The organism is Anabaena sp. WA102, from assembly GCF_001277295.1.
GTDB classification, from domain to species: Bacteria; Cyanobacteriota; Cyanobacteriia; order Cyanobacteriales; family Nostocaceae; genus Dolichospermum; species Dolichospermum heterosporum.
In genome coordinates this window covers 3171918-3192634 of sequence record NZ_CP011456.1, presented here as the reverse complement: position 1 = coordinate 3192634, position 20717 = coordinate 3171918, and the positions used below count along the sequence as shown (strand labels likewise).

Annotated in this window: 20 protein-coding genes and 1 pseudogene; 12 read left to right on the top strand and 9 right to left on the bottom strand. The window is 37.8% G+C overall.

Going from position 1 to position 20717, the window contains the following annotated elements; genetic code table 11:
• Nucleotides 1-38: 38 nt before the first annotated feature.
• Nucleotides 39-326 (bottom strand): YggT family protein, encoded by a 288-nt coding sequence (locus AA650_RS13790; RefSeq protein ID WP_027401501.1) that lies wholly within the window; start codon nucleotides 324-326, stop codon nucleotides 39-41.
• Nucleotides 327-678: 352 nt separating this feature from the next.
• Here AA650_RS13790 and psbX point away from each other — a divergent pair, with 352 nt between their 5' ends.
• From psbX to AA650_RS13770, 4 genes are all read left to right on the top strand, one after another.
• Entirely contained in the window at nucleotides 679-798 is a 120-nt protein-coding gene (gene psbX, locus AA650_RS13785) for a photosystem II reaction center X protein (RefSeq protein WP_039200676.1), read from the top strand.
• Between the two features lie 147 nt (nucleotides 799-945).
• Nucleotides 946-1875 (top strand): Ycf66 family protein, encoded by a 930-nt coding sequence (locus AA650_RS13780; protein WP_039200675.1) that lies wholly within the window; start codon nucleotides 946-948, stop codon nucleotides 1873-1875.
• Nucleotides 1876-1907: 32 nt separating this feature from the next.
• Nucleotides 1908-2468, top strand: a complete 561-nt coding sequence (locus tag AA650_RS13775) for a TolB family protein (RefSeq protein ID WP_027401503.1) — start codon at nucleotides 1908-1910, stop codon at nucleotides 2466-2468.
• Nucleotides 2469-2994: 526 nt separating this feature from the next.
• Nucleotides 2995-3528 (top strand): sterol desaturase family protein, encoded by a 534-nt coding sequence (locus tag AA650_RS13770; protein WP_233455571.1) that lies wholly within the window; start codon nucleotides 2995-2997, stop codon nucleotides 3526-3528.
• A gap of 264 nt (nucleotides 3529-3792) precedes the next feature.
• Here the strand turns inward: AA650_RS13770 and gatC are convergent, their stop codons facing one another.
• Nucleotides 3793-4083 carry an Asp-tRNA(Asn)/Glu-tRNA(Gln) amidotransferase subunit GatC gene (gene gatC, locus AA650_RS13765; RefSeq protein ID WP_027401505.1) on the bottom strand — a complete coding sequence of 97 codons (291 nt, stop codon included), beginning with the start codon at nucleotides 4081-4083 and terminating at the stop codon, nucleotides 3793-3795.
• Nucleotides 4084-4172: 89 nt separating this feature from the next.
• On the bottom strand, nucleotides 4173-4694 hold the full coding sequence (locus AA650_RS13760) for a photosystem I assembly protein Ycf3 (RefSeq protein WP_053539450.1): 522 nt from the start codon (nucleotides 4692-4694) through the stop codon (nucleotides 4173-4175).
• Nucleotides 4695-4944: 250 nt separating this feature from the next.
• On the opposite strand from AA650_RS13760, the pseudogene AA650_RS13755 reads away from it, so the two are divergent.
• A pseudogene (locus AA650_RS13755) lies at nucleotides 4945-5909 on the top strand (ABC transporter ATP-binding protein).
• 220 nt (nucleotides 5910-6129) lie between these two features.
• Entirely contained in the window at nucleotides 6130-7224 is a 1095-nt protein-coding gene (locus AA650_RS13750; protein ID WP_053539449.1) for a hypothetical protein, read from the top strand.
• Between the two features lie 204 nt (nucleotides 7225-7428).
• Here AA650_RS13750 and AA650_RS13745 read toward each other — a convergent pair whose 3' ends face one another.
• Both AA650_RS13745 and AA650_RS13740 read right to left on the bottom strand, forming a co-directional pair.
• Complete coding sequence (locus AA650_RS13745; protein ID WP_053539448.1) at nucleotides 7429-8175, bottom strand: FkbM family methyltransferase; 747 nt, start codon at nucleotides 8173-8175, stop codon at nucleotides 7429-7431.
• 108 nt (nucleotides 8176-8283) lie between these two features.
• A complete protein-coding gene (locus tag AA650_RS13740) occupies nucleotides 8284-9558 on the bottom strand; it encodes a glycosyltransferase (protein WP_053539447.1) in 1275 nt (424 codons plus the stop codon).
• 155 nt (nucleotides 9559-9713) lie between these two features.
• On the opposite strand from AA650_RS13740, the gene AA650_RS13735 reads away from it, so the two are divergent.
• On the top strand, nucleotides 9714-10187 hold the full coding sequence (locus tag AA650_RS13735) for a TspO/MBR family protein (protein ID WP_027401510.1): 474 nt from the start codon (nucleotides 9714-9716) through the stop codon (nucleotides 10185-10187).
• Between the two features lie 434 nt (nucleotides 10188-10621).
• On the opposite strand, the gene AA650_RS13730 is transcribed toward AA650_RS13735, so the two are convergent.
• From AA650_RS13730 to AA650_RS13720, 4 genes are all read right to left on the bottom strand, one after another.
• Nucleotides 10622-13024 carry a ComEC/Rec2 family competence protein gene (locus AA650_RS13730; protein ID WP_053539446.1) on the bottom strand — a complete coding sequence of 801 codons (2403 nt, stop codon included), beginning with the start codon at nucleotides 13022-13024 and terminating at the stop codon, nucleotides 10622-10624.
• Between the two features lie 392 nt (nucleotides 13025-13416).
• Complete coding sequence (locus tag AA650_RS13725) at nucleotides 13417-14184, bottom strand: hypothetical protein (RefSeq protein WP_053539445.1); 768 nt, start codon at nucleotides 14182-14184, stop codon at nucleotides 13417-13419.
• Nucleotides 14185-14725: 541 nt separating this feature from the next.
• Entirely contained in the window at nucleotides 14726-14851 is a 126-nt protein-coding gene (locus tag AA650_RS29125) for a hypothetical protein (protein WP_256366891.1), read from the bottom strand.
• Between the two features lie 293 nt (nucleotides 14852-15144).
• Nucleotides 15145-15603, bottom strand: coding sequence for an NADAR family protein (locus AA650_RS13720; protein WP_053539444.1), 459 nt, complete (start codon nucleotides 15601-15603; stop codon nucleotides 15145-15147).
• A 159-nt stretch (nucleotides 15604-15762) separates the two neighbouring features.
• Here AA650_RS13720 and AA650_RS13715 point away from each other — a divergent pair, with 159 nt between their 5' ends.
• From AA650_RS13715 to AA650_RS13695, 5 genes are all read left to right on the top strand, one after another.
• Nucleotides 15763-16389, top strand: a complete 627-nt coding sequence (locus AA650_RS13715; protein ID WP_053539443.1) for a DUF4129 domain-containing protein — start codon at nucleotides 15763-15765, stop codon at nucleotides 16387-16389.
• 158 nt (nucleotides 16390-16547) lie between these two features.
• Nucleotides 16548-17627, top strand: coding sequence for a DUF4350 domain-containing protein (locus AA650_RS13710; protein WP_053539442.1), 1080 nt, complete (start codon nucleotides 16548-16550; stop codon nucleotides 17625-17627).
• Nucleotides 17628-17777: 150 nt separating this feature from the next.
• The gene (locus AA650_RS13705; RefSeq protein WP_053539441.1) at nucleotides 17778-18731 is read left to right on the top strand and encodes an AAA family ATPase; all 954 of its coding nucleotides are present in this window, start codon (nucleotides 17778-17780) and stop codon (nucleotides 18729-18731) included.
• Nucleotides 18732-19046: 315 nt separating this feature from the next.
• Nucleotides 19047-19244: a hypothetical protein gene (locus AA650_RS13700; RefSeq protein ID WP_053539440.1), complete on the top strand. Its 198-nt coding sequence runs from the start codon at nucleotides 19047-19049 to the stop codon at nucleotides 19242-19244.
• 79 nt (nucleotides 19245-19323) lie between these two features.
• A complete protein-coding gene (locus AA650_RS13695; RefSeq protein WP_053539439.1) occupies nucleotides 19324-20643 on the top strand; it encodes a DUF58 domain-containing protein in 1320 nt (439 codons plus the stop codon).
• The last annotated feature ends 74 nt before the right edge of the window (nucleotides 20644-20717 follow it).

Sequence of the window (20717 nt, the reverse complement as noted above, 5' to 3'; positions counted from 1 at the left end):
CTGGGCGCGGGCCCCGCGCCCCTACATTCTGGCTCCTACTACTTGTCTAACATGGTCAGTAACCCTTGCTGACCTAGCAAAATTTCTCGGATAAAGCTGAAAATCGCCACTAAAATAATCGGGGTAATATCTACACCACCAATAGGTTGCACAAACTTCCGCAGTGGGATTAAAAATGGTTCAGTCGGCCAGGCGATTAGACTAAAAGGCAAGCTATTGAGATTGATTTGGGGATACCACGTTAGAATAATGCGGAAAATAAATAAAAACGTCATCACTCCCAAAACCGGACCAAGAATCCAAGCAGTCAAGTTAACACCAGTCATTTTGTTTAGCTACCATCTGTGAGAGAATCCAAAACTTGGACGCAAGTTGATAAACTTTAAGTTTTGTAACGTATTCTTCCCTCAATTTTAACTAAATAGTGCCATTTTATTGTGAGAATAGAAAAACAAAGTTATTGACTTGGGATCATCAATCAAGTAAATACCAGGTTAGATGTGCGGTATGTACTTGATTGAGATACATTCAGGAAATCGTCAACCCTCTATGAGTGGGGTTTCCCAGCACTCGATTGTATTACATCCGACCAATAACCCTGATAATCTTGGATTACTTTTCAAGAAAGTAATCCAAGATTAAAATGAAAATAAACTGTGTAAAAAAAGGTTGAGAACTATGACACCCTCTTTAGCAAATTTTCTTTGGAGTCTCCTTTTGGGTACTGCGATCGTTGTTATCCCTGCTACCATTGGTCTAATTTTCATTAGCCAAAAAGATAAAATCCAACGTTTTTAATTTTTGGGGACTGGGGACTGGGGACTGGGGAAGCATCTTCTTCTTTCTTCTGGACTCCAGTATTCCTCTTCCACAATATTATGACTGGTTAAAATAGTGATAGTAAGTGTAACTCGTTAATATAGATTTGATATTAGGAAAACATCAATGGTTAATTTGGGGCTGAACTCAGCCAGTGTTTTGGCTCAGGTAAATTTTGGAGCAAACTCAGCCAGTATTCTAGGAATTTTCCTAGCTGTAGCTGGAGCAGCATTGTACTTTCTTCGTTCTGTCCGCCCAGAACTTTCAAGAGATCAAGACATCTTTTTTGCCGCAGTTGGCTTGTTATGCGGCTTTATTCTCGTATTTCAAGGATGGCGACTTGATCCAATTTTGCAATTTGGTCAATTGCTTTTGGTAGGTTCTACAGTATTTTTTGCCGTCGAAAGTATTCGTCTGCGAAGTATCGCTACTCAACAAGCAAAACGAAATACTCCCATCGTGGACGATGAACGCGAGGTTAGCAGAAAATATTCTTATTCTGAGCGGCGCAACTATCAAGCTGAGATGGATGCGGATTTAGAACCGCTACCGTATGAAGAAGACGAAGAAGCCCCTCAGCGTCCGAGAATTCGCGGTAGTCGAGACGAACGTTCTACCCGTGATGACTATTACGAAGATCAGCCACCACGCAGTTCACCAAACTCACGTACCAGGGAAAAACCAGAATCACCAGAAAGAAAGCGTCGTAACAATTCTGGGCGTTCAGTCAGTCGTCCCAGTGAGGGTTATGAAGATGAAAATTGGGGTTCTACTCCCAAACCAGTTGACGATTGGGAAACTTCAAATTCCCAAGATGCAGTGAGAAAACCAGCACGTCGCAATAATACTGGCAATAATCGCCCTCAACGCCAAGAAAGTCGTGAGGATGATATTACCCCTACTCCTAGACCAAGAAAACGTCGTCCACCTAGAGATTCAGTTTCTCCCAGAAGACAGGATGATGATGAAGCTATCCCAACGGAATATGTTCCTTACAATCCCATTAACAAGCCAAATAACGAGCCAGATAATTCCGATTTTGATGATGACATTTAACACGTTTGGGGTTGACGACGGAAAATAGTAATGTGAAAACATTTACACCTAGCTTCTGGCTCCAAAAGTCAATTTATTGGAGCCTAATTTTTGGTTTGACAAGTTTGCTGATATCTTGCAGTGCTGATAATATCCCCCTGGGAGTTACTTCTCTGAATAGCCGATATACTGAAGAACAACCTGCTATCAGTGGTAATGGGCGTTTTTTGGCTTTTGTCTCCAATCGTTCTCGTTATCAGCAGTTGTTATTATACGATTTAGAAAATCAAAGTTTTATTCCTACACCAAGATTAAACAGACAGTCAGTAATTATAGAAAGTCCTAGTTTGAGTTATACAGGCCGTTATATTTGTTATATTACCAGTGATCAAGGTAGACCTGTTGTTGCACTTTACGATCGCGCTTCCCAACAATCACAAGTTCTGACCCCTACTTATCGTGGTTGGGTGAGAAATCCTAGTATTAGTCCTGATGGGCGTTATATTGCGTTTGAATCCTCTAGTCGTGGACAATGGGATATTGAAGTTCTTGATAGAGGTCCAACTATTGAGTTAGATATTCCTAATGGTGCAAGGGTGTCAACCAAAAATTGACCGAAAAATTTTAGATTTTAGATTTTGGATTTTAGCTTAAATATGTCACATTGGGAGTTTTCGGTACAGATTCCCCGCCTCTTCAGGGCGGAATTAATCAAAAATACTCGCTGCGCTGCGTACGCTTCGCTAACGCCAATCTAAAGTCCTCAAGCTGCACACTTTAGGGTTGAGTCAATCCAAAATCCAAAATCGTAAATCCAAAATCTGTTGACCGTTGGAAAATTTCTACACTTACCTGAATATTTCAATTGTATATCGTCACTAATATCTAGTATCAATAAAAGCTAATTTTATGTTCCCTACTCTGAAGCAATTTGGTATTTTAACCGTGTTTATGTTTTTCGTTCTTTCGACAAGATACCTAACTGTATCTTCGGTTCTCTATTGGTTGCTTTGGGTTCGTCGTCCCCCGTCTTGGGAGGTTCGTCGTCTTCATGATATGCACCAACGCAAAAGCAAAATGAAGAGTGAAATCAAATGGTCTCTTTTTTCCTGCTTTATTTTTGCATTACCAAGTGCTTTTATGATCGAAATGATCAACTTGGGATATACCAAGGTTTACTTAAATTTTATGGATTATGGTTGGGTTTATTTACCTTTGAGCCTATTTATATATTTGATTCTCCACGACACTTATTTTTATTGGACTCATCGCTGGTTGCATATTCCTAGTATATATCGCCGCTTTCATCAAGTCCATCACGAATCTATCAACCCTACACCTTGGACTTCTTTTTCTTTTGATCCTGTTGAGAGTATTATTCAGGCAATTATCATTCCTCTGATGGTTTTTATTATTCCCATTCATATTAGTATGGTGGGATTATTACTAACGTTAATGACGATATTTGGTGTTGTCAATCATACGGGTTATGAAGTTTATCCATATTCATGGATACGTGGTTTTTGGGGTAAACATTGGATTACACCAACGCACCATACTATTCATCATCACAAGTTTAATTGTAACTATGGTCTTTATTTTCGGTTTTGGGATAAATTAATGAACACCGATATAATGGTCAAAACGCAGATAAACGCAGATAAACGCAGATAAATTTGTACTTCGTTAGACTAGGAAATAATATAAAAGATGATGGTTTTTGAGGAGAAATAGAGCTTTGCCCATGTGACAATTGAAAATTTGGGTATAAAATAATGTTTTTTAATAATAGTAATAGAAAAATAATTCTCAACTACTTGGCAAATAAAAAATCATCTGCTATATTTAGAGCATACCCAAAAACCTAATCCCCTAATCCCCTGTCCCTACGGGGATGTAGAGACGTTCCTCGGAGCGTCTCTACTCTTTTGTATTCACCTAATCAGCATTAAGAATTTTGGGAACTCGGAAAAAATCTCCTTCCTGTTGAGGCGCACTGTTGAGGATTGCTTCTCGTTCGGGATAGGGTTGGAGAATATCTTCTCTGGTGACGTTGCTAACATCAATAGCTCTGGTTGTCGGGGCTACATTAGTGACATCCAGTTGATTTAGTTGTTCTATATAGTCTAGAATACCACCCAGTTGAGTGGTAAATTGTGCCTCTTCGTCTGCTGTTAATTCTAAACGAGCGAGATTAGCGACTTTACGAACTTGTTCACTATCAATCATAATTTGTTAATTGTCAGTTGTTAGTTGTCAGTTGTCAGTTGTCAGTTGTTAGGCAAACTTTTACAACCGACTAATGACTAATGACTAAGTTAAAAGAATACGTCAATTTGCGATCGCCCGGTGGTTTTTATCCAGTTCTGAGCTTCAATATAGTTATTGGGAGCCATACGAATCGCTCTAATCCAATAATCCGCTGCTTGATCAAGTAATGCTTCACCACCGTCATTATCCCCTGCTTCCTTAGCTCTCTCACCTTGAAAATGATAAATCACGGCAATATTATTCAAGGCTTGGGGTAATTGTGGATTTAATTCAATGGCCTGATGATAATACTCTAAAGCCTTATTATGATCGCCGTTACTGGCATAAATTAAACCCATGTTATAAAGGATATAACTCCGATCATTAGAGTCTTCCTCCATTTCTAAGGCTTCTGTATAGTAGTCTAGTGCTTCGGCATATTCACCTTCTGCCTGTGCGGACATTCCATCTCGATAATAAACAAAGGCTTCTTTCGCCTTTTTGTTGGTTGGCAATATCTTGAGAATGATATCTGCCATTACTGTAAAGGATTTGTCAACAAAGTTATCGTTTTTCTGTGTTCTTGGCATATTTGTCTCTATGGTTGCTTAATTGCAGCATACCGCTAATTTAACTAATTTTTGGAGGTTTGAGTTATCCCAATTAATATGAAGTAAGATTTTCAGAATTATTGACCGCAGATAAACGCAGATAAACGCAGATAAATTAATAGTTTTATTTAAATTTTAAATTATTTCGTTTCCATTTCCGAAACGGAAGTAAATACTATTGTATAACCGAGTTAAGTTAACTATTGCACACAAGCCACACCCAGCCGCGATGGTAAAAGAAATAGCAATTCGCACCACTGGACTCACTAAGCAATTTGAAAGACATATTGCTGTAAATGATGTTGACTTAGAAATCCATACGGGTGAAGTTTACGGATTAATTGGTCCTAATGGTGCAGGTAAAACCACCCTAATTCGGATGTTAGCCACTGCTGAAGAACCAACTACGGGTGAGATTTATATTAATGGCGATCGCGTAGCGGGTCCTTCGGACTATCGCCTCCTGCAAGATCAAAACAACCTAAAACTTAAACGTCGTCTTGGTTATTTACCTGATGACTACCCACTGTATGAAGATTTGACAGTTTGGGACTATTTAGATTATTTTGCTCGATTGTATCTCTTACAAGGAAAGCGCCGTACCCAACGTCTGCACGAAGTTTTAGAACTGATTCAACTGGGTAATAAACGACATAGTATGATTTCTACCCTCTCACGGGGGATGAAACAGCGTTTAAGTTTAGCCCGCACCATTATTCATGAACCAATTTTACTACTTTTAGATGAACCTGTTTCGGGACTTGATCCTATTGCGCGGATGCAGTTTCGGGAAATTATTAAGGCTTTGCAAGAAGCCGGCATGACAATTTTAATTTCTTCTCATGTACTTAGCGACTTAGCAGAGTTATGTACATCCGTAGGAATTATGGAATTAGGTTTTTTAGTGGAAAGTTCTTCACTCAAACATCTCTATCAACGTCTTTCCCGACAGCAGATTTTTATCTCTACCTTGGGCAATATAGATATATTAGTGAGTGAATTAAAAAATCATCCCTTAGTGGAAGAATGGGAATTAATACTTAGTCAAAATAGTGTGCGAGTAAATTTTTCCGGTAAACCAGAAGATTCCGCTGATTTATTGCGATCGCTTATCAGTGCAGGAATTCCCTTCATTGTACCCAAGAAGACCTAGAAACTATTTTCCTCAAATTAGGTCATAAACAAGCATCATAGATAATTTTGGATTTTAGATTTTGGATTTATTTTCTGCACAAACTTAAAAATTGTTCCCAAATAAAACTTATCAACTTTTAGAGGTAAGTAGGTGAACACAATAAAACCAAACTGTGTAAAGAAACGTAAAATCGCCCAAACCCTCTTCACTCTTGCCTCTTGCCTCTTGCCTTTTGCCTTGCCATAACGACAATTTTCAACGCCAACCTACTTATTAACGATGTTACTAAATTTCATAGACAGAATTGGAGAATTAAATCCCCAGTTATTTCGAGAACTAAAAGGCAGATTCAAACCTTTTAATCTGATCATATCTATGGGTTCTTCCTTACTACTACAACTCATAGTTTTCATATTTCAATTCCGAGAATTTCCTGACGAAAACTACTATCTCCGAGTCACCAATTATCTATTTCCTAATCTGTTTCGTTCCTATAAAGATTCATCAATAAGCCAATTACAATTTTTCTACTTACCAATAGGAAAAAATTTCCTTACCTTAGTCGGCTTTCATTTAGTGAATTACGGAATTTGTTCCTACGGTATTTGGCAAGCAATGAAACGCTGCTTTCGGAATACAGATAGCACAATATTGAGTAAAAAACAAAGTTATTTATTTATAGCCTTTACTCAGGTAATGTTTTTGGGATTGACTATAGGTGCAGTTGATAACAAATCAGATATGGGGATCATCATCCTCATGGCTTTACTCAATTTTGCCTTAGTTCTAATTTTAACTATTGTGCTTTCACCTCAGAGGCAAACTATCCAAGATTGGGCAAGATATAGACACCAAAATCATCGAGATAAATCTGTATTAAAAGATTTAGTATTTGGTGAAAAAAGCCCAGCTATTGTTGCCATAGCAATTAATCTATCAATTGCCACCATACCAATAATAATCTGGATTCTGTTCTCACCTACTAATTTTTATAATGGTAGTGTTGATAAGAACAAAGTCATATTAGCTATGATTTTAGCTTTCACATTGATGTTGATGTATGCCACAATTGCTCAATTGATGCTACTCATGAAAAATCCCAAGCGTTATGTATGGACAGTGCTAACTATTGGTGTAGCGATGTTTTTACCATCAATTGTTCTTGCCATTTTGGGTATTAGTCCTTCAAAACATCCTATTTTGTGGTTATTCTCCACCTGTCCTTGGGCAGCGATAGAATACACTCAGACGACAACAATTTTTCTGGCACTTTTAGCAGAGATAACAGTTGTAGCTTTGTTAAATTTCCAATTAAATCGTCAAGTCAAAGTTTTAGGGGAATCCGCAACCAAAGCACTATTAACGGGACGATAATGGTTAGCGACTAAGTAGGTTGGCGTTGAAAATTATCGTTATAGCAAGGCAAGAGGCAAGAGGCAAGAGTAAAGAAGTTTTCAGCGATTTTACGTTTCTTTACACAGTTTGGTTTTATTTTGTTCACCTACTTAGTAGAGTTTTACCGATAGGAATAATATCTGATTTTTGTATTCCTATCGGTGGATATTAGCTAATTCTTCCTCAAGCTCGAATAGCATACATATTGAACATCTTGAGTGTAGACGGGATCATATTATTGGGATCTATTATAATCCTAAAACCTTGATTTTCAAGAAGAGTTTGTATTTTACTTATTCTTCCTTCTGTATCTTGCACTTCCAGAACAATTTGTTGAATTTTGTTCCAATCACTTTGATTAATGCCATTTAAAACTTCATATTCTTCTCCTTCTACATCTATTTTTAATAAATGTATAGTTTTAATGGCTAATGAATTAATTACAGAAGATAATGTTTTTATTTCGCATTTTACTTCCTGACTCTGAAAAAAACAATCAACTATATCTTGATTTAGAGCCGTATTCATAACTGCTCTTTGATTTACTTTTTCCCAAGGTTTGCTTGTTGAATTACCAGCCATATTTGGGTAAAAAGTAAATGTCTTTGCAGAAATATTTTCAGTGCCTAACCCATGATTGTATAGAGATATATTAGGAACAGAATGAAGGTTAACATTAGCTTTTAGAACCTCAAATATTGGCTTTACTGGTTCAAAAGCAAATATGTTAAATTGCTTTTGCAATGTACTCAAAAATATAGAAAATAATCCAATGTTAGCACCAACATCAAAAATGCAGTCTTTATCATTTATAGTTATACCATGTTTTAAATATTCTTTTTCAATAAAAATTTCTTTATATATAAATTCTGTTTCTGCTTTACTAAGATAGAATAAATCTAGATTGTTGGGTAGAATCATCTTTTTCATAATCTTTTGCTTCCTGTATTTTGTAAAAAAAATCAATTTCTTGCTTGCAAATCGCGTTTTTATCTAAAGGAATAGTTCACACTATTTATTCTATTGCTTGAGTCAGTTTTATTGATTTAAAACAGGCTTACCAGTAGATACAGCCTGTTCCACAATATCAATTGCTCGCTTTGTTCCCCCTGCTTTTTTAATTGCTGCTCGTAACCGCAAAGCATTTTTTCTATAACTATCTTCTGTCAATACTTTTTTAATAGCAGTCCGTAAATTATCAACATTAACTTTTTTCACAGGAATAGCTTCCCCACATCCTGACCAAACTATACGAGAAGCTACTCCTGGTTGATCATTAGCAACAGGAATAGCTACCATTGGTACAGCATTTGTTAAACATTCCAATGTAGTATTTAATCCTGCATGAGTAATAGTTAAGTCTGCTTTTTCTAATAATTGTAATTGCGGTGCATAACGAACTACTAAAGGATTCCCTACTATTCCTTGGAGAACTTCAGGATTAGCCGAACCACCTAAAGAAATTACTAATTGTGCATCCAACTCTTCACAAGCTGCGGCAATTTTTTGGAAAACTGGTAATAACCGATTTTGTAAAGTTCCCATTGAAGCATAAATTAAAGGTTGTCCTGTTAATTTATCAAAAGGGAAATCAGCAACTTCCCTACCAGTTGCACTATGATATGGTCCTGTAAAATGAAACCAATCAGGTAAATTTTGCCGAGGAAATTCTAATTCCGCAGGTTGTTGACTGATTTGAGCTAATTGAGAATAGCGTTGATTTGGGCTAGAGTATGCAGGTAAATTTTTCTCTCGACGATAGCTTTCTATTAGTTCTGTGATAGGTTGAGTAGCCCGATTTAATAATTTATAACCTAATTTGTTACGCAGTTTTGCCCACCAAGCTGGGCTATAAGACCAATTTGTCATGAAAGGGGGAACACTTGGCTCTCGATTTAAAACTACAGCACTACAAATAGTAATAAAGGGAAGACCAGAAACATCTGCAATAGTCCCTCCTTGTGACATAGTTTGATCTATTAATAGTGCTTCTATACCTGCGTCTTTAATAGCTGTTGGGGCATCCCTGAGCGTAATATTAGTAATATCTCTAAACAGAGTAACAGTATATTTTAGTGCTTCTTGTCCGCTTAACTCTCCTAACTTAGCCATAGATGCTTCCGTTGAACCCAGGGGACATTCCGATTCACCAATAACTCGAAATTCTAAACCGGCTGCTTGTGCCTTGGGTTGGGCATCAGGAATACCAATTAAGGTAACACGATGTCCACGCTGTTGTAATTCTTTTCCCAAAGGTAGTATTGTGTTCCAGTGTCCGGTAGATGCAGGACACATTAAGCCATAATGAGTCATAATCGTATTTTCTGGTTATTTTTATGATATATACCAGAAAACTGCCCCATAATTCAATACAGATCACTGTAGTAGATTTGGATCTATGTTTAAAATACCTTATTAATGTAATATTATTGCGTCAGACTTTCACCAAAGTCAGCACCAAAGCAATTATGATTAAATCTTGGATGATTATTGGCACTATAGCATTCTTCGTAGGCTTCGCTGGTAACTGGATTACACCCAACCAGAGTCAATGGTTTCGGCATTTACAAAGACCTAAATGGTTAACCTTTGAATCAGCAATTCCTCTGATTTGGACTATAATTTTTATCTGTGGTGCTTGGTCAGCTTATATTATTTGGGAACACAGCCCAAATACCGATATAACTCGCTTAATGATGGGTTTGTACCTACTTCTAGAGATATTTACCATAGCCTATAGCCCCATAATGATCCGTCTTCGCAGTCTTATCGCTGGTACAATCATTGGTGGTACAGGTCTACTAATTTGTATATTAATCACCCTTGCAGTCTTATCTGTATCGCTTTGGGCAGCATTACTATTATTACCTTATTTAATTTGGAGTCCTATAGGTACATACACCACATGGCAAATGAGTCGTCTTAATCCGCAAGATGCTTAATTAGAGAACTCCCTCTTTGGGGGTTTTTTAATTTCTCTCTTTGAACTTTCTCAACTTGCTTGGGTGCTTCCATTTCCGTAAATAATTTTGGCTCTTGAGTACATAATAAACCATTCTAAATCGTTAAAAAGCCTATACTGTCTTCGTTTTGACTTTTGACTTCCGCCCTACGGTACTAGCCCGCCTGGGAATGATAGCGTAGCGTGGCGTTAGCCATATTCCCAGTCTAATAGCAAAAGTTGTCTGTTGATGACTAAAAATCCCCATAAATCTATAGTTTACTTTAGTAAACTTTGACTATTAGCAACTGTAGGGGCGCAGGGACTGCGCCCTATATTTTATTGCATCCGACCGATAACCGCTATATTGGTGATAAAATCCCTGTTTTTATCCTGCTACCTGCTGTCATCTCCTTCTTACTTTGTCTCTCTGTCCTACAAAACAGAAGATTTATTTTCTGTTGTCTGAATGAAAGTTTGAAAATCCCCATTAGGTGTCCATTGAATCGCACCATCTTTACCAGTAAAGAAAAGTTTTGTTTGTCCTTTACTCAAAGAAGATAATATTTTCCTATCTAGATTATTAGCAGGAGAGATAGCTATTTGTGGTTTGAGTGCTAAAACTAAATCTTGCAAAGATTCTGATGGACTCCACAACACCTGGGGAGAAGACAAATCACCACTTTTAATTAATTCTTTAATTTGTTGAGATTTAATATTCCCTACTAATAACCAACTTTGACCAAAAATTTGTAACTTTAAAATCGGTACTTGGTCATTAATTAATTGTGCTGTCATTGTGGGAGTATTTATAGGTTGTCCAACTCCTAAACTTTGATAAATTCCTTGCTGTTTTTGGAGTTCCTGTTGTAGTAATTGAGTTGCAATATTTTCCTCCAACTTAGGAGCATATTCATACAAATTTTTAATTGGTAGACTTTGCATAATTTCCAACCAAGCATCATTAGTATAACCTGTAAACTTACTAGCGATCGCCCAATTAATCTGATTTACCCCTTGCTGTCTCAAAAATGGCAAAATCGTAAATCTACCCGTGCCTTCATTTCCACTATTAATTACGGCAATATTTCCCCGATCTTGAATTACTAAAACAGGTTCAGTTCTAGTATCTAACAAAGTAATTCTCACCAAATTATTAGCAGAATGCCAAATGGGAACAAGTACCAAACCAACTGCTATGAAACCTGCAAACCACCAACGTTTTTGCCACCATCGGACTAAGCAAGCTAAAATAATTAAGATATAAATAGTGAGCATTTGCAAAATTGATATACTCCCAACTGCCACTAAACTACCTGGCAACTTAACAAAAAATTCCACCATTTGAATTAATAAATGGGTTGGATAATATAAAAAACTGGCTAAAGTGCCACCTAAATCTGGGGAAATCAAACTCACCAAACCGCTAATCATGCCCCCAATACTAATGATAGAAATAAATGGTGTCGTCAAAATATTTAGAGGCACACTATAAACGGGAATGACACTAGAAAACTCTAGCAGTCGGGGTAAAGTCCAAATTGTGGCTGCTAAAGGTACAGAAATTAAAGAAGCGATCGCAGGTGGTAGCCAATCTAAACGTTGAGTGATTGCAGATGCACTGACAATTAATCCCAAAGTCGCTAAAAAACTCAATTGAAAACCTAAATCCCAAATCCAGAGAGGATTAAACAACAATAATAATGTTGCGGCTATTAATAAAGATCCCAATTGCTTCACATTTCTTTCTAAAGCCAAACCCAACAAAGCGGCAAAACCCATAATTACGGCTCTTAATACTGCGGGTTGAAAACCTGATAAAAACAGAAAAGTAATTAATCCCAAGCTACCAAGAGTAATTTGTGTGGCTTTATTTGTACGTCTTGTTAGCTGTAAAACTACACCCAAAATCAGAGAAGTTTGAAACCCAGATGCGGCTAAAGCATGGGCTAAACCTGCTTTTACGAATAAATCCCGGATATCATAGGGTAAATCAACAGCTTTACTACCTAAGACCATTGCACTAACAAGGGGACCTTCAGGAACACCTAATAAACGAGATTGCGATCGCCCAATCTTCTCACGAACCTGCCACCATCCCCAAGGATGTTCATCATCCAAAATATTAATCTGCCTACCAATTAAACCCGCAAAAGTCCCCTCCTGCCGCAGATATTTCTGAAAATCAAACCCACCAGGATTAGAAGCCGCAGTTGGTTTATACAAAAATCCAGTCACCGCAATTTGTTGTCCAGGATATAACCCAGTAGATTGCAATATCGGCACAGTCACATATAGCCTACCCGTCACACCCTTGGGAATCCCCCCTCCCTCCTGACCCTCTTGCAGCGGCACTAGTTCCCTCCGGGACGCTCCGCGAACGCTATCATTTTTCACCTCATCTAACTGAGTCGCTGCTAACCAAAATTGTCCCCGTTGATTACGAGTTACGCGGGGATTACTATCCACCAACCCCCGTACAATCACTAATTGTTCAAGATTACTATTATCCCCAGCCGCAAACTGACTAATATCCTCAATTCCCGGTTGAGGAACACGCAATTGCCAATAAACAGTAGCCAACAAACCCACCACACCAGCAATTAACCATATTCTCGGATGAGGAATACCCGTCCAGTTATTAGCGATCGCCTTATCTTTGCCAACAGCACCTTCTCTTTTCAGAGCAAACTTCCGCAGATTAGCATATATGCGGCGAAAGAAAACCGCCCCAACCACACCCAATAATAAAATCCACACACCACCCCAAGGAATAGCCGTAAACAGCAAACCCAAAATATAACTAAGACAGATAATTATTCCACTCGTCTGCATCATAAGAATTTAATTGCCAAAGCACCCAGTTCAGAGAATACCGCATAAATATTTAATCTGCTTGGGAAAGATATAATTCATCTGTCAAATTTATTTTGACGGGAATGATCGGAAAAAACCTCTGTTCTTCCCTCCCCTACCCCCCCTACCTCCCCTACCTCCCCTACCTCCCCTACCCCCCTACCTCCCCTACCCCCCCTACCCCCCCTGCCTCTCTTCTCCCCCTGCTTGCCTTCACCCGTCATTTTCGGCTTCACAGACTACTAGGACTTACAGCAGAATTCAGGAGGTAGGGGCGCAGGGCCTGCGCCCAATCAGGAATTAAGAGTAAAACCCGCTTGCTGTCCGGGGTAGAATTTAGATTCTGTACCTCATTAATCTGCAATTTGCTGTATTTAAAATAATTTGAATTTAGCCAATTGGTTTTCAATCATTCCTGTCAGCATTTGCTTGAGTTCCGTACCATTTTGAAATTGTAAAACCTGCTGGGTAGGTAAATCAAAAGGAAACTGCCCTACCAAGTCTGGACGTTGCATTTGCACCAGCAAAATTTGTTCAGTCCGTTTACTGTGAATAGCATAACCCATTTCGACACAGACATGAGGACTGGGAATTAGTTGATTTGTTTCCTGACTGTCAATGCTAGTTATGGCAGTGGTATCAGCAATAAATAATAAACTCTTACGGATTTTTCTCATGCTGGCGCGATTTAAACGCAAACAAGCATTTTTTGGACGAGGTGATTCTACTAAAGTTAGGGGAAAATGCGATTTTTCATTTATACTTTTTAAAGTGGTAAGCAATTCTTCTCTGAGGAGATCATTAGCTGTCCCATATTCGGTTTGATAACAGAAATATATTGTCGGATCTAATTGGGCTAATACAGCCTGTTTAGTAAAATAAATTTCATGACTAATCAAGTCAATGTTAGCTACAGAATATCCACCGCTGCCTTCAATATAAAACTCAATATTTTCTCCTTCTAAATATCGCCCAAACCAAGTTGATGTTTTTACTGCGTCGCTATCCTCTAAAAAGTCTGCTCGCAATCCTGATTTTAATAAGCTTTTTTTACTCAGCCGAATATCTGGAGGACGTTTTTCCAGTTCTGCAATCGGTTCATAATCCGGTAGATACCACGCTCTGAGCGCAATAATTGACATAAGGCGCTATTTTCAATATCTCTTTCTATTTAATTCTAGTACAAAATTACAAACAACAACACCCAGACATCTACTAGCTTGTTGAATCCCTCTTTTTGTTAACTCTAGCCAGGGATGTACTACCTTTCATCAACTTGATCAACAAGGGATGGAAACCAGTCACAGCGCCCCCTGATTTTCATTCATTTGAGGAAATATCAGCTTTCGCGTTGGGTGTTGTTGTTTGTTGACGAGACAGATGTAAATTAAACAGCGCTTTTACCTCTCATTTGTGGTTTCTTTCTTCTTTCTCTCTAGCTGTCGTATCTGCCAGGGAAGCTATACCTGCTTCAACTATTAAGATAACAGCTTTAAATTCGATGGGACATTTTTGCAATTAAACTTTACTAAATAAAAAACATAAGTTTGATGAAAACCTATATTTTTGGGAATTACACGCTACTTTTAGCAGTAATTTTATTTTGATGCAATTGAGTAATTACTCAGGATTTTTTAAGTTTTGAAACAAAACAGATTTCACCCTCATGCACCCTAAAATACCTTAAAACCCTCCTAATGCACGAATATTATCAAGAATGGTAACTTCTCCATAGGGATCGCCCACAGCCCGCATTAAAGGTAAAGCTTGATTGTAAAAGACCAGTGCCTTTTGCTTTTCTCGTGACATACTCCACACACTCCCTTTCAGGTGAGTGTGGGCTTCTCGGCGACTCCTCTATGAAGACATTAACCGAGCTTTAAAGCCCTATGCCCTAGGGACTTTTTGAGATAATTTTTAACTTTTTTGATAGGCTGCTTTTCAGCATTTAATTGAGTTACACCTACCCTTGAAAATTATATCAAATATTTGAAAAAAAATCAAGAAAGTGTTCATTCCTCATCGCCTTCCTATCGGGTAGGTGAGAGGCTTCTACTGTTTAAGCTAAACAGTATTTTAATAGACAAGCAGTATAAAATTTTTCATATTTCTAATAACTGTAACCGTATTTCTGCCCGTACACTCATGAGGATTTTACCGAGGTGATTTTCTCCTGTATGATTTGCACCACAGCCCCAGAAACAGTCTGTAGGCGAATTTTCTATGAGCATTTCATCACCTGTGATTAATAATATTTCCCTAATATCAGGATGAGTGATAAATTTCTTGAATACTGCCCTTCGCATCACCTGAGTTTTCACCAATTCCCAATCTGGACGGAGACAACGAGAGGGACAACGTCCTAAAGCAGCAGCTTCTTCAGGGGTAGGAGCAGCGTGGATTAAAGGTATAATCGGGGCATCTGGACTACCAACAAACTTTTGTCCTTGATAATAATGCTCAACAGTTGGCCAATAAGTACCTTCGACATCAATCCCGTGAGGAGAAAAATTAGAAAAACACCCGTATGGCTGGGAAACCTTATAAAAGTAAATAGTCATGCTATTGGAGGAGGTAGGGGTGCAGGGACTGCGCCCAGTCAGGAGGAGTGCTGTAAGGCTTTTGACTTAATTTTTGGACTTCATTCAAGTACATACCGCTATAACATTAGCAAAATCAGTAATGATGTAAATAAATAATAGGTTAAGCCATTCTGTTTTATGACTACAGATGCTTTTGAACAAACAAATTGGGTGTGGCAGTTTTCCTTATTCCAACAGCAGGTAGGAGAATGGGTAGAATACCAATTTTCCAGATTTGAAACCACCTTACCAGAGTTGCCTCCTGGCTGGTCAATCAGTCCTTGGTTAAATGAATTACTAACAATCCTATTTTGGTCAGGATTGGGTTTATTCTTGCTATGGGTAGGTTGGCGCTTATGGCAGGAATTTAATCCTTATATCTATACTTGGCTGAAGGCGGTGAGTAATGCTAGGGGTTCTAAAACCAAAGCTAATTCCAGAGAAACATCCATTACCCTGTTATTAAGCCAAGCTCAGGAATTTCAACGGCAGTATAATTATAGAGAAGCCTGTCGTTGTATTTATTTAGCAATGTTACAACAATTACATGAACAAGCGATCGCTCGCCAACAACCCAGCCGCACGGACGGAGAATATTTGCAATTACTCAAATCCTCCGTCACCCTCCTCCAACCATATCAAACATTAATCACCACCCATGAACAACTGTGCTTTAGTCAGCATGAGATTTTAGCAGAAAATTATCAACAGTGTTGGCAAGCTTATAGAAAAATCCAGGAATCATTAGTCAGGAGTCAGGAGTAAAAGTTTCTTTTAAGGGACTTCCAAATAAAAATATGTCCCAAAACTAACGCAAAAACTCTCTCTATTTCTTCTCTCTCTGTGTTCTCTGTGCCTCTGTGGTTCTTTTGTTCATTTATTGGGATAATTTTTTTCTTGGAAATTCCTAATTCAGATAAATCATGAAACGCAATCAGCGCGTTGCTTGGTTAGGTGCGATAGTCTTAGCCGTGATTATTTTACTTACCACTATAGCAGCCCCCAACACCCAAATAACTAGTGGTTCTACTTATAATCGCGGCCCTGATGGCTATGGTGCGTGGTATGCCTTTATGCAAGATCAAAATATCAGTATTCAACGTTGGCAAAAACCATTTAGTGATTTACCAACAACAAAAAACCCTATTACTTTATTACAAGTTAATAGCGCCCTTCAAGAAATAGAAATATATTCAGAACCAGAAGAATGGGTAAAAAAAGGGAATAACCTCGTAATTTTAGGAATTAAACAACCAGTAACAGCAGCAGTATTTAGTACACAGCAGCAATCACCCTTCGGAAACATCAAGATTGATACCCGTCGCCGATATCATACTTCAAAAGCAGAACAAGTCATATTAGGAGACGAATTTGGAGCAATAATTTGGCAGAAAAAATCCGGTAAAGGCAAAGTAATTTTAGTAACAACACCATATTTAGCTGCTAATGCCTATCAAGAGAATGACAGTAATTTTAAATTATTAGCAGATTTAGTCACTAAAAATAGTCAAAAAGTATTTGTAGACGAATATATACATGGCTATAAAGACAAAGATATTCAGAAAAAAGTAGGAGAAGATAGTATATTCAATTACTTCGCCAAAACTCCCCTATTACCAGCCTTTATCCAGCTAATTGTCCTATTATTGGCATTAATTTGGGCAGAAAATCGCCGCTTTGGTAAACCAGTAAACTTAGAAACACCTGTCATAAATAATAGTCAGGCTTATATTCAAGCTTTAGCGGGAGTTCTCCACAAAGCAGAATCTACCGATTTTGTCGTGGAAATGTTGGGGAAAGAAGAACAAATACAACTGCAAAAAGCTTTGGGTTTGAGTCAAATTCCTGTAGACAATCAGGTTTTACTAAAAATCTGGGAAGAACAAACAGGGAATAATACAGAAAAACTTAATGCAGTATTACAACTACAATCACAAAAACGTCGAATAAGTGAACGAGAACTGATAAGCTGGTTAGAGAAATGGCGTAATTTGCGAAAATAATTAAACGCAGATGAACGCAAATAAACGCAGATAAATACGGATGATTATGATTCTGTGCAGCTTTAGATAAATTTGGTATAGATCTTTTGATGAACATGATATTTCTCGAAATCTTTTTTTATTCCTTTTTTTTGTGAGTGATTGATAAATATGAGTGAAACTAATAATTCGGTTTTAATTAACCTGGGAAAAGCAATTAATCAAATAGTTGTTGGACAACCCGCTTTGATTAAACAGACATTAATTGCTTTATTAGCAGGTGGACATATTATTTTAGAAGGAGTTCCTGGCACAGGAAAAACATTGTTAGTTAAAGTATTGGCACAATTAATCCAATCTGATTTTCGTCGTATTCAACTAACTCCAGATGTTCTCCCGTCAGATATTACAGGGACAAATATTTTTGACTTAAATACCCGCGATTTCACATTAAAAAAAGGTCCCGTTTTTACAGAAATACTTTTAGCCGATGAAATTAACCGCACTCCTCCAAAAACCCAAGCTGCACTTTTGGAAGCAATGGAAGAAATGCAAGTTACCCTCGACGGTGAAAGTTTACCATTACCTGATTTATTTTGGGTAATTGCTACCCAAAACCCTTTAGAATTTGAAGGAACTTATCCTTTACCAGAAGCACAATTAGATCGGTTTTTGTTTAAATTAGTTGTAGATTATCCAGAACAAGCAGCCGAAAAACAAATGTTATTAAATCGTCAGTCTGGATTTACTGCAAAACGTACAGATATTGCTAACTTAAAACCTGTCACTACAGTAATTGATATTTTGCAAGCTAGACAAGCTGTAAAACAAGTTCAAGTATCAGAAACAATAGTTGATTATTTATTAGAAATTGTGAGAAAATCCCGTCAATATCCTGATTTAGCTTTAGGTGCATCTCCTCGCGCTGCGGGTGCTTGGTTGCAAACTTCTCAAGCCGCAGCTTGGTTATCGGGAAGGAATTTTGTCACTCCAGATGATGTAAAATCAGTGGCTTCACCCTTATTGCGTCATCGTTTATTATTGAAACCGGAAGCAATGCTAGATGGTTTACAAATTGATGCAGTAGTTGCAGCAGTAATTAATCAAGTTCCAGTTCCTAGATAAGTAGGTTGGCGTTGAAAATTGTCGTTATGGCAAGGCAAAAGGCAAGAGGCAAGAGTGAAGAGGGTTTAGGCGATTTTACATTTCTTTACACAGTTTGGTTTTATTGTGTTCACCTACTTAATTCATTGATAATCTCATGTTGAAAACGACTCTCATCACAAGAATTACGTTCCCTAAGAGACTTCCAAGAAATAAATTATCCCAAGAAACGAACCACAGAGGCACAGAGTACACAGAGAGAGAATTGTTGCATCAGTTTTGGGACATTTTTTTATTTGGAAGTCTCTAAAGAGACAAGGATAGTTAATAAAAACCATGAATGATTCAGCATTTATTATCTTTATTCTCTTTGCAATAATTTGGCTTTTAATGGCAACTGCATCTGTAATTATCTTCTTGAAATCAGATGGGCAAAAAATTCATTTTGGCAAAACCGGACTGATTATTTCTATCTCTATTATTCTGCCAATTATTATGGCTCTGAGTTATGCAGCATTTAAGGGAACATTTTGAAATTTTCCTAATAGTCTAGTTGCAATTTGTCACAAAATTGACCGCAGAAGTCAGTATTCATAAATTCATCCTTGATAATATGATTCCATCCAAAAAAGTTTATTTTTTATTAATTGCGGGAATATTTATCTCCCCAATTTTATCTATGATTCTGGGAATTTATCAAACCATAATCATAACTTGTTTATTTGATCTTACGGTTTTCACCTTCATGGTAATTGATGGTTGGAGAATGAAAGCAACCCGCGTAGAAATTACCCGCGAATTACCATCACGTTTATCTATTGGTAGAGATAATTCAGTTATTTTAAAAGTAAAAGCTGGGAAAATTGATGCAGTTATTGAAATCCACGATTATTACCCACAAGAATTTACTGTTTCTACAACCACAGTTACAGCTAATATTAATGCTAATCAAAGCCAGGAATTAACTTACACAGTTTACCCAAATCAACGAGGAGAGTTTTCTTGGGGAAATATCCAAGTCCGACAGTTGGGAATGTGGGGGTTAGTGTGGCATGATTGGCAAATTCCCCACAGTACACAGGTAAAAGTATATCCTGATTTAGTGGGATTGCGATCGCTCTCTATTCGTCTGACATTACAATCATCAGGTTCTATCCGCAAAACTCGGCAAATGGGTATAGGCACAGAATTTGCAGAATTGCGAAACTACCGCAGCGGTGACGATTTACGCTTTATTGATTGGAAAGCCACTGCTAGACGTGCCTACGGTAATACAGGACCCCTCGTTAGAGTTTTAGAACCAGAACAAGAACAAACATTATTGATATTACTAGATCGTGGCAGATTGATGACAGCCAAAGTCCAAGGTTTGCAACGATTTGATTGGGGTTTAAACACCACATTGTCCCTAGCATTAGCAGGATTGCACAGAGGCGATCGCGTTGGTGTTGGTGTATTTGACAACAAATTGCATACGTGGATACCTCCAGAACGAGGACAAAATCATCTCAACCAACTCATTGATAAACTCACCCCTATTCAACCAGAATTACTCGAATCTGATTATTTAGGTGCAGTTACCCACGTCGTCAAACAACAAACCCGCAGGGCTTTAATAGTCATCATTACCGACTTAGTTGATATCACCGCTTCCTCCGAACTTCTCCTAGCCCTCACCAGACTCGCACCCCGTTATTTACCATTTTGCGTCACCCTGCGAGATCCTCAAGTTGATAATTTAGCACATACATTTACTGAAGATGCCACACAATCCTATATTCGCGCAGTTGCTTTAGATTTATTAGCACAAAGACAACTAGCATTTGCCCAATTAAAACAAAAAGGAGTATTAGTTCTTGACGCACCAGCAAATCAAATTTCCGAACAATTAGTTGATAAATATTTACAACTTAAAGCCAGAAATCAACTGTGAAATATTGCAGGAATTAATGGAGGTAGGGGCGCAGGGCCTGCGCCCAGGAGTCATTGGTAAAACAATACAATTTC

Coding starts and splice junctions, on each gene's coding strand:
- AA650_RS13745 (WP_053539448.1), bottom strand. CDS start 8,175: ATGAAAAAGATGATTCTACCCAACAATCTAGATTTATTCTATCTTAGT.
- AA650_RS13700 (WP_053539440.1), top strand. CDS start 19,047: ATGAATGATTCAGCATTTATTATCTTTATTCTCTTTGCAATAATTTGG.
- AA650_RS13760 (WP_053539450.1), bottom strand. CDS start 4,694: ATGCCAAGAACACAGAAAAACGATAACTTTGTTGACAAATCCTTTACA.
- AA650_RS13770 (WP_233455571.1), top strand. CDS start 2,995: ATGATCGAAATGATCAACTTGGGATATACCAAGGTTTACTTAAATTTT.
- psbX (WP_039200676.1), top strand. CDS start 679: ATGACACCCTCTTTAGCAAATTTTCTTTGGAGTCTCCTTTTGGGTACT.
- AA650_RS13735 (WP_027401510.1), top strand. CDS start 9,714: ATGATTAAATCTTGGATGATTATTGGCACTATAGCATTCTTCGTAGGC.
- gatC (WP_027401505.1), bottom strand. CDS start 4,083: ATGATTGATAGTGAACAAGTTCGTAAAGTCGCTAATCTCGCTCGTTTA.
- AA650_RS13715 (WP_053539443.1), top strand. CDS start 15,763: ATGACTACAGATGCTTTTGAACAAACAAATTGGGTGTGGCAGTTTTCC.
- AA650_RS13740 (WP_053539447.1), bottom strand. CDS start 9,558: ATGACTCATTATGGCTTAATGTGTCCTGCATCTACCGGACACTGGAAC.
- AA650_RS13750 (WP_053539449.1), top strand. CDS start 6,130: ATGTTACTAAATTTCATAGACAGAATTGGAGAATTAAATCCCCAGTTA.
- AA650_RS13710 (WP_053539442.1), top strand. CDS start 16,548: ATGAAACGCAATCAGCGCGTTGCTTGGTTAGGTGCGATAGTCTTAGCC.
- AA650_RS29125 (WP_256366891.1), bottom strand. CDS start 14,851: ATGTCACGAGAAAAGCAAAAGGCACTGGTCTTTTACAATCAAGCTTTA.
- AA650_RS13695 (WP_053539439.1), top strand. CDS start 19,324: ATGATTCCATCCAAAAAAGTTTATTTTTTATTAATTGCGGGAATATTT.
- AA650_RS13790 (WP_027401501.1), bottom strand. CDS start 326: ATGACTGGTGTTAACTTGACTGCTTGGATTCTTGGTCCGGTTTTGGGA.
- AA650_RS13780 (WP_039200675.1), top strand. CDS start 946: ATGGTTAATTTGGGGCTGAACTCAGCCAGTGTTTTGGCTCAGGTAAAT.
- AA650_RS13730 (WP_053539446.1), bottom strand. CDS start 13,024: ATGATGCAGACGAGTGGAATAATTATCTGTCTTAGTTATATTTTGGGT.
- AA650_RS13720 (WP_053539444.1), bottom strand. CDS start 15,603: ATGACTATTTACTTTTATAAGGTTTCCCAGCCATACGGGTGTTTTTCT.
- AA650_RS13725 (WP_053539445.1), bottom strand. CDS start 14,184: ATGTCAATTATTGCGCTCAGAGCGTGGTATCTACCGGATTATGAACCG.
- AA650_RS13705 (WP_053539441.1), top strand. CDS start 17,778: ATGAGTGAAACTAATAATTCGGTTTTAATTAACCTGGGAAAAGCAATT.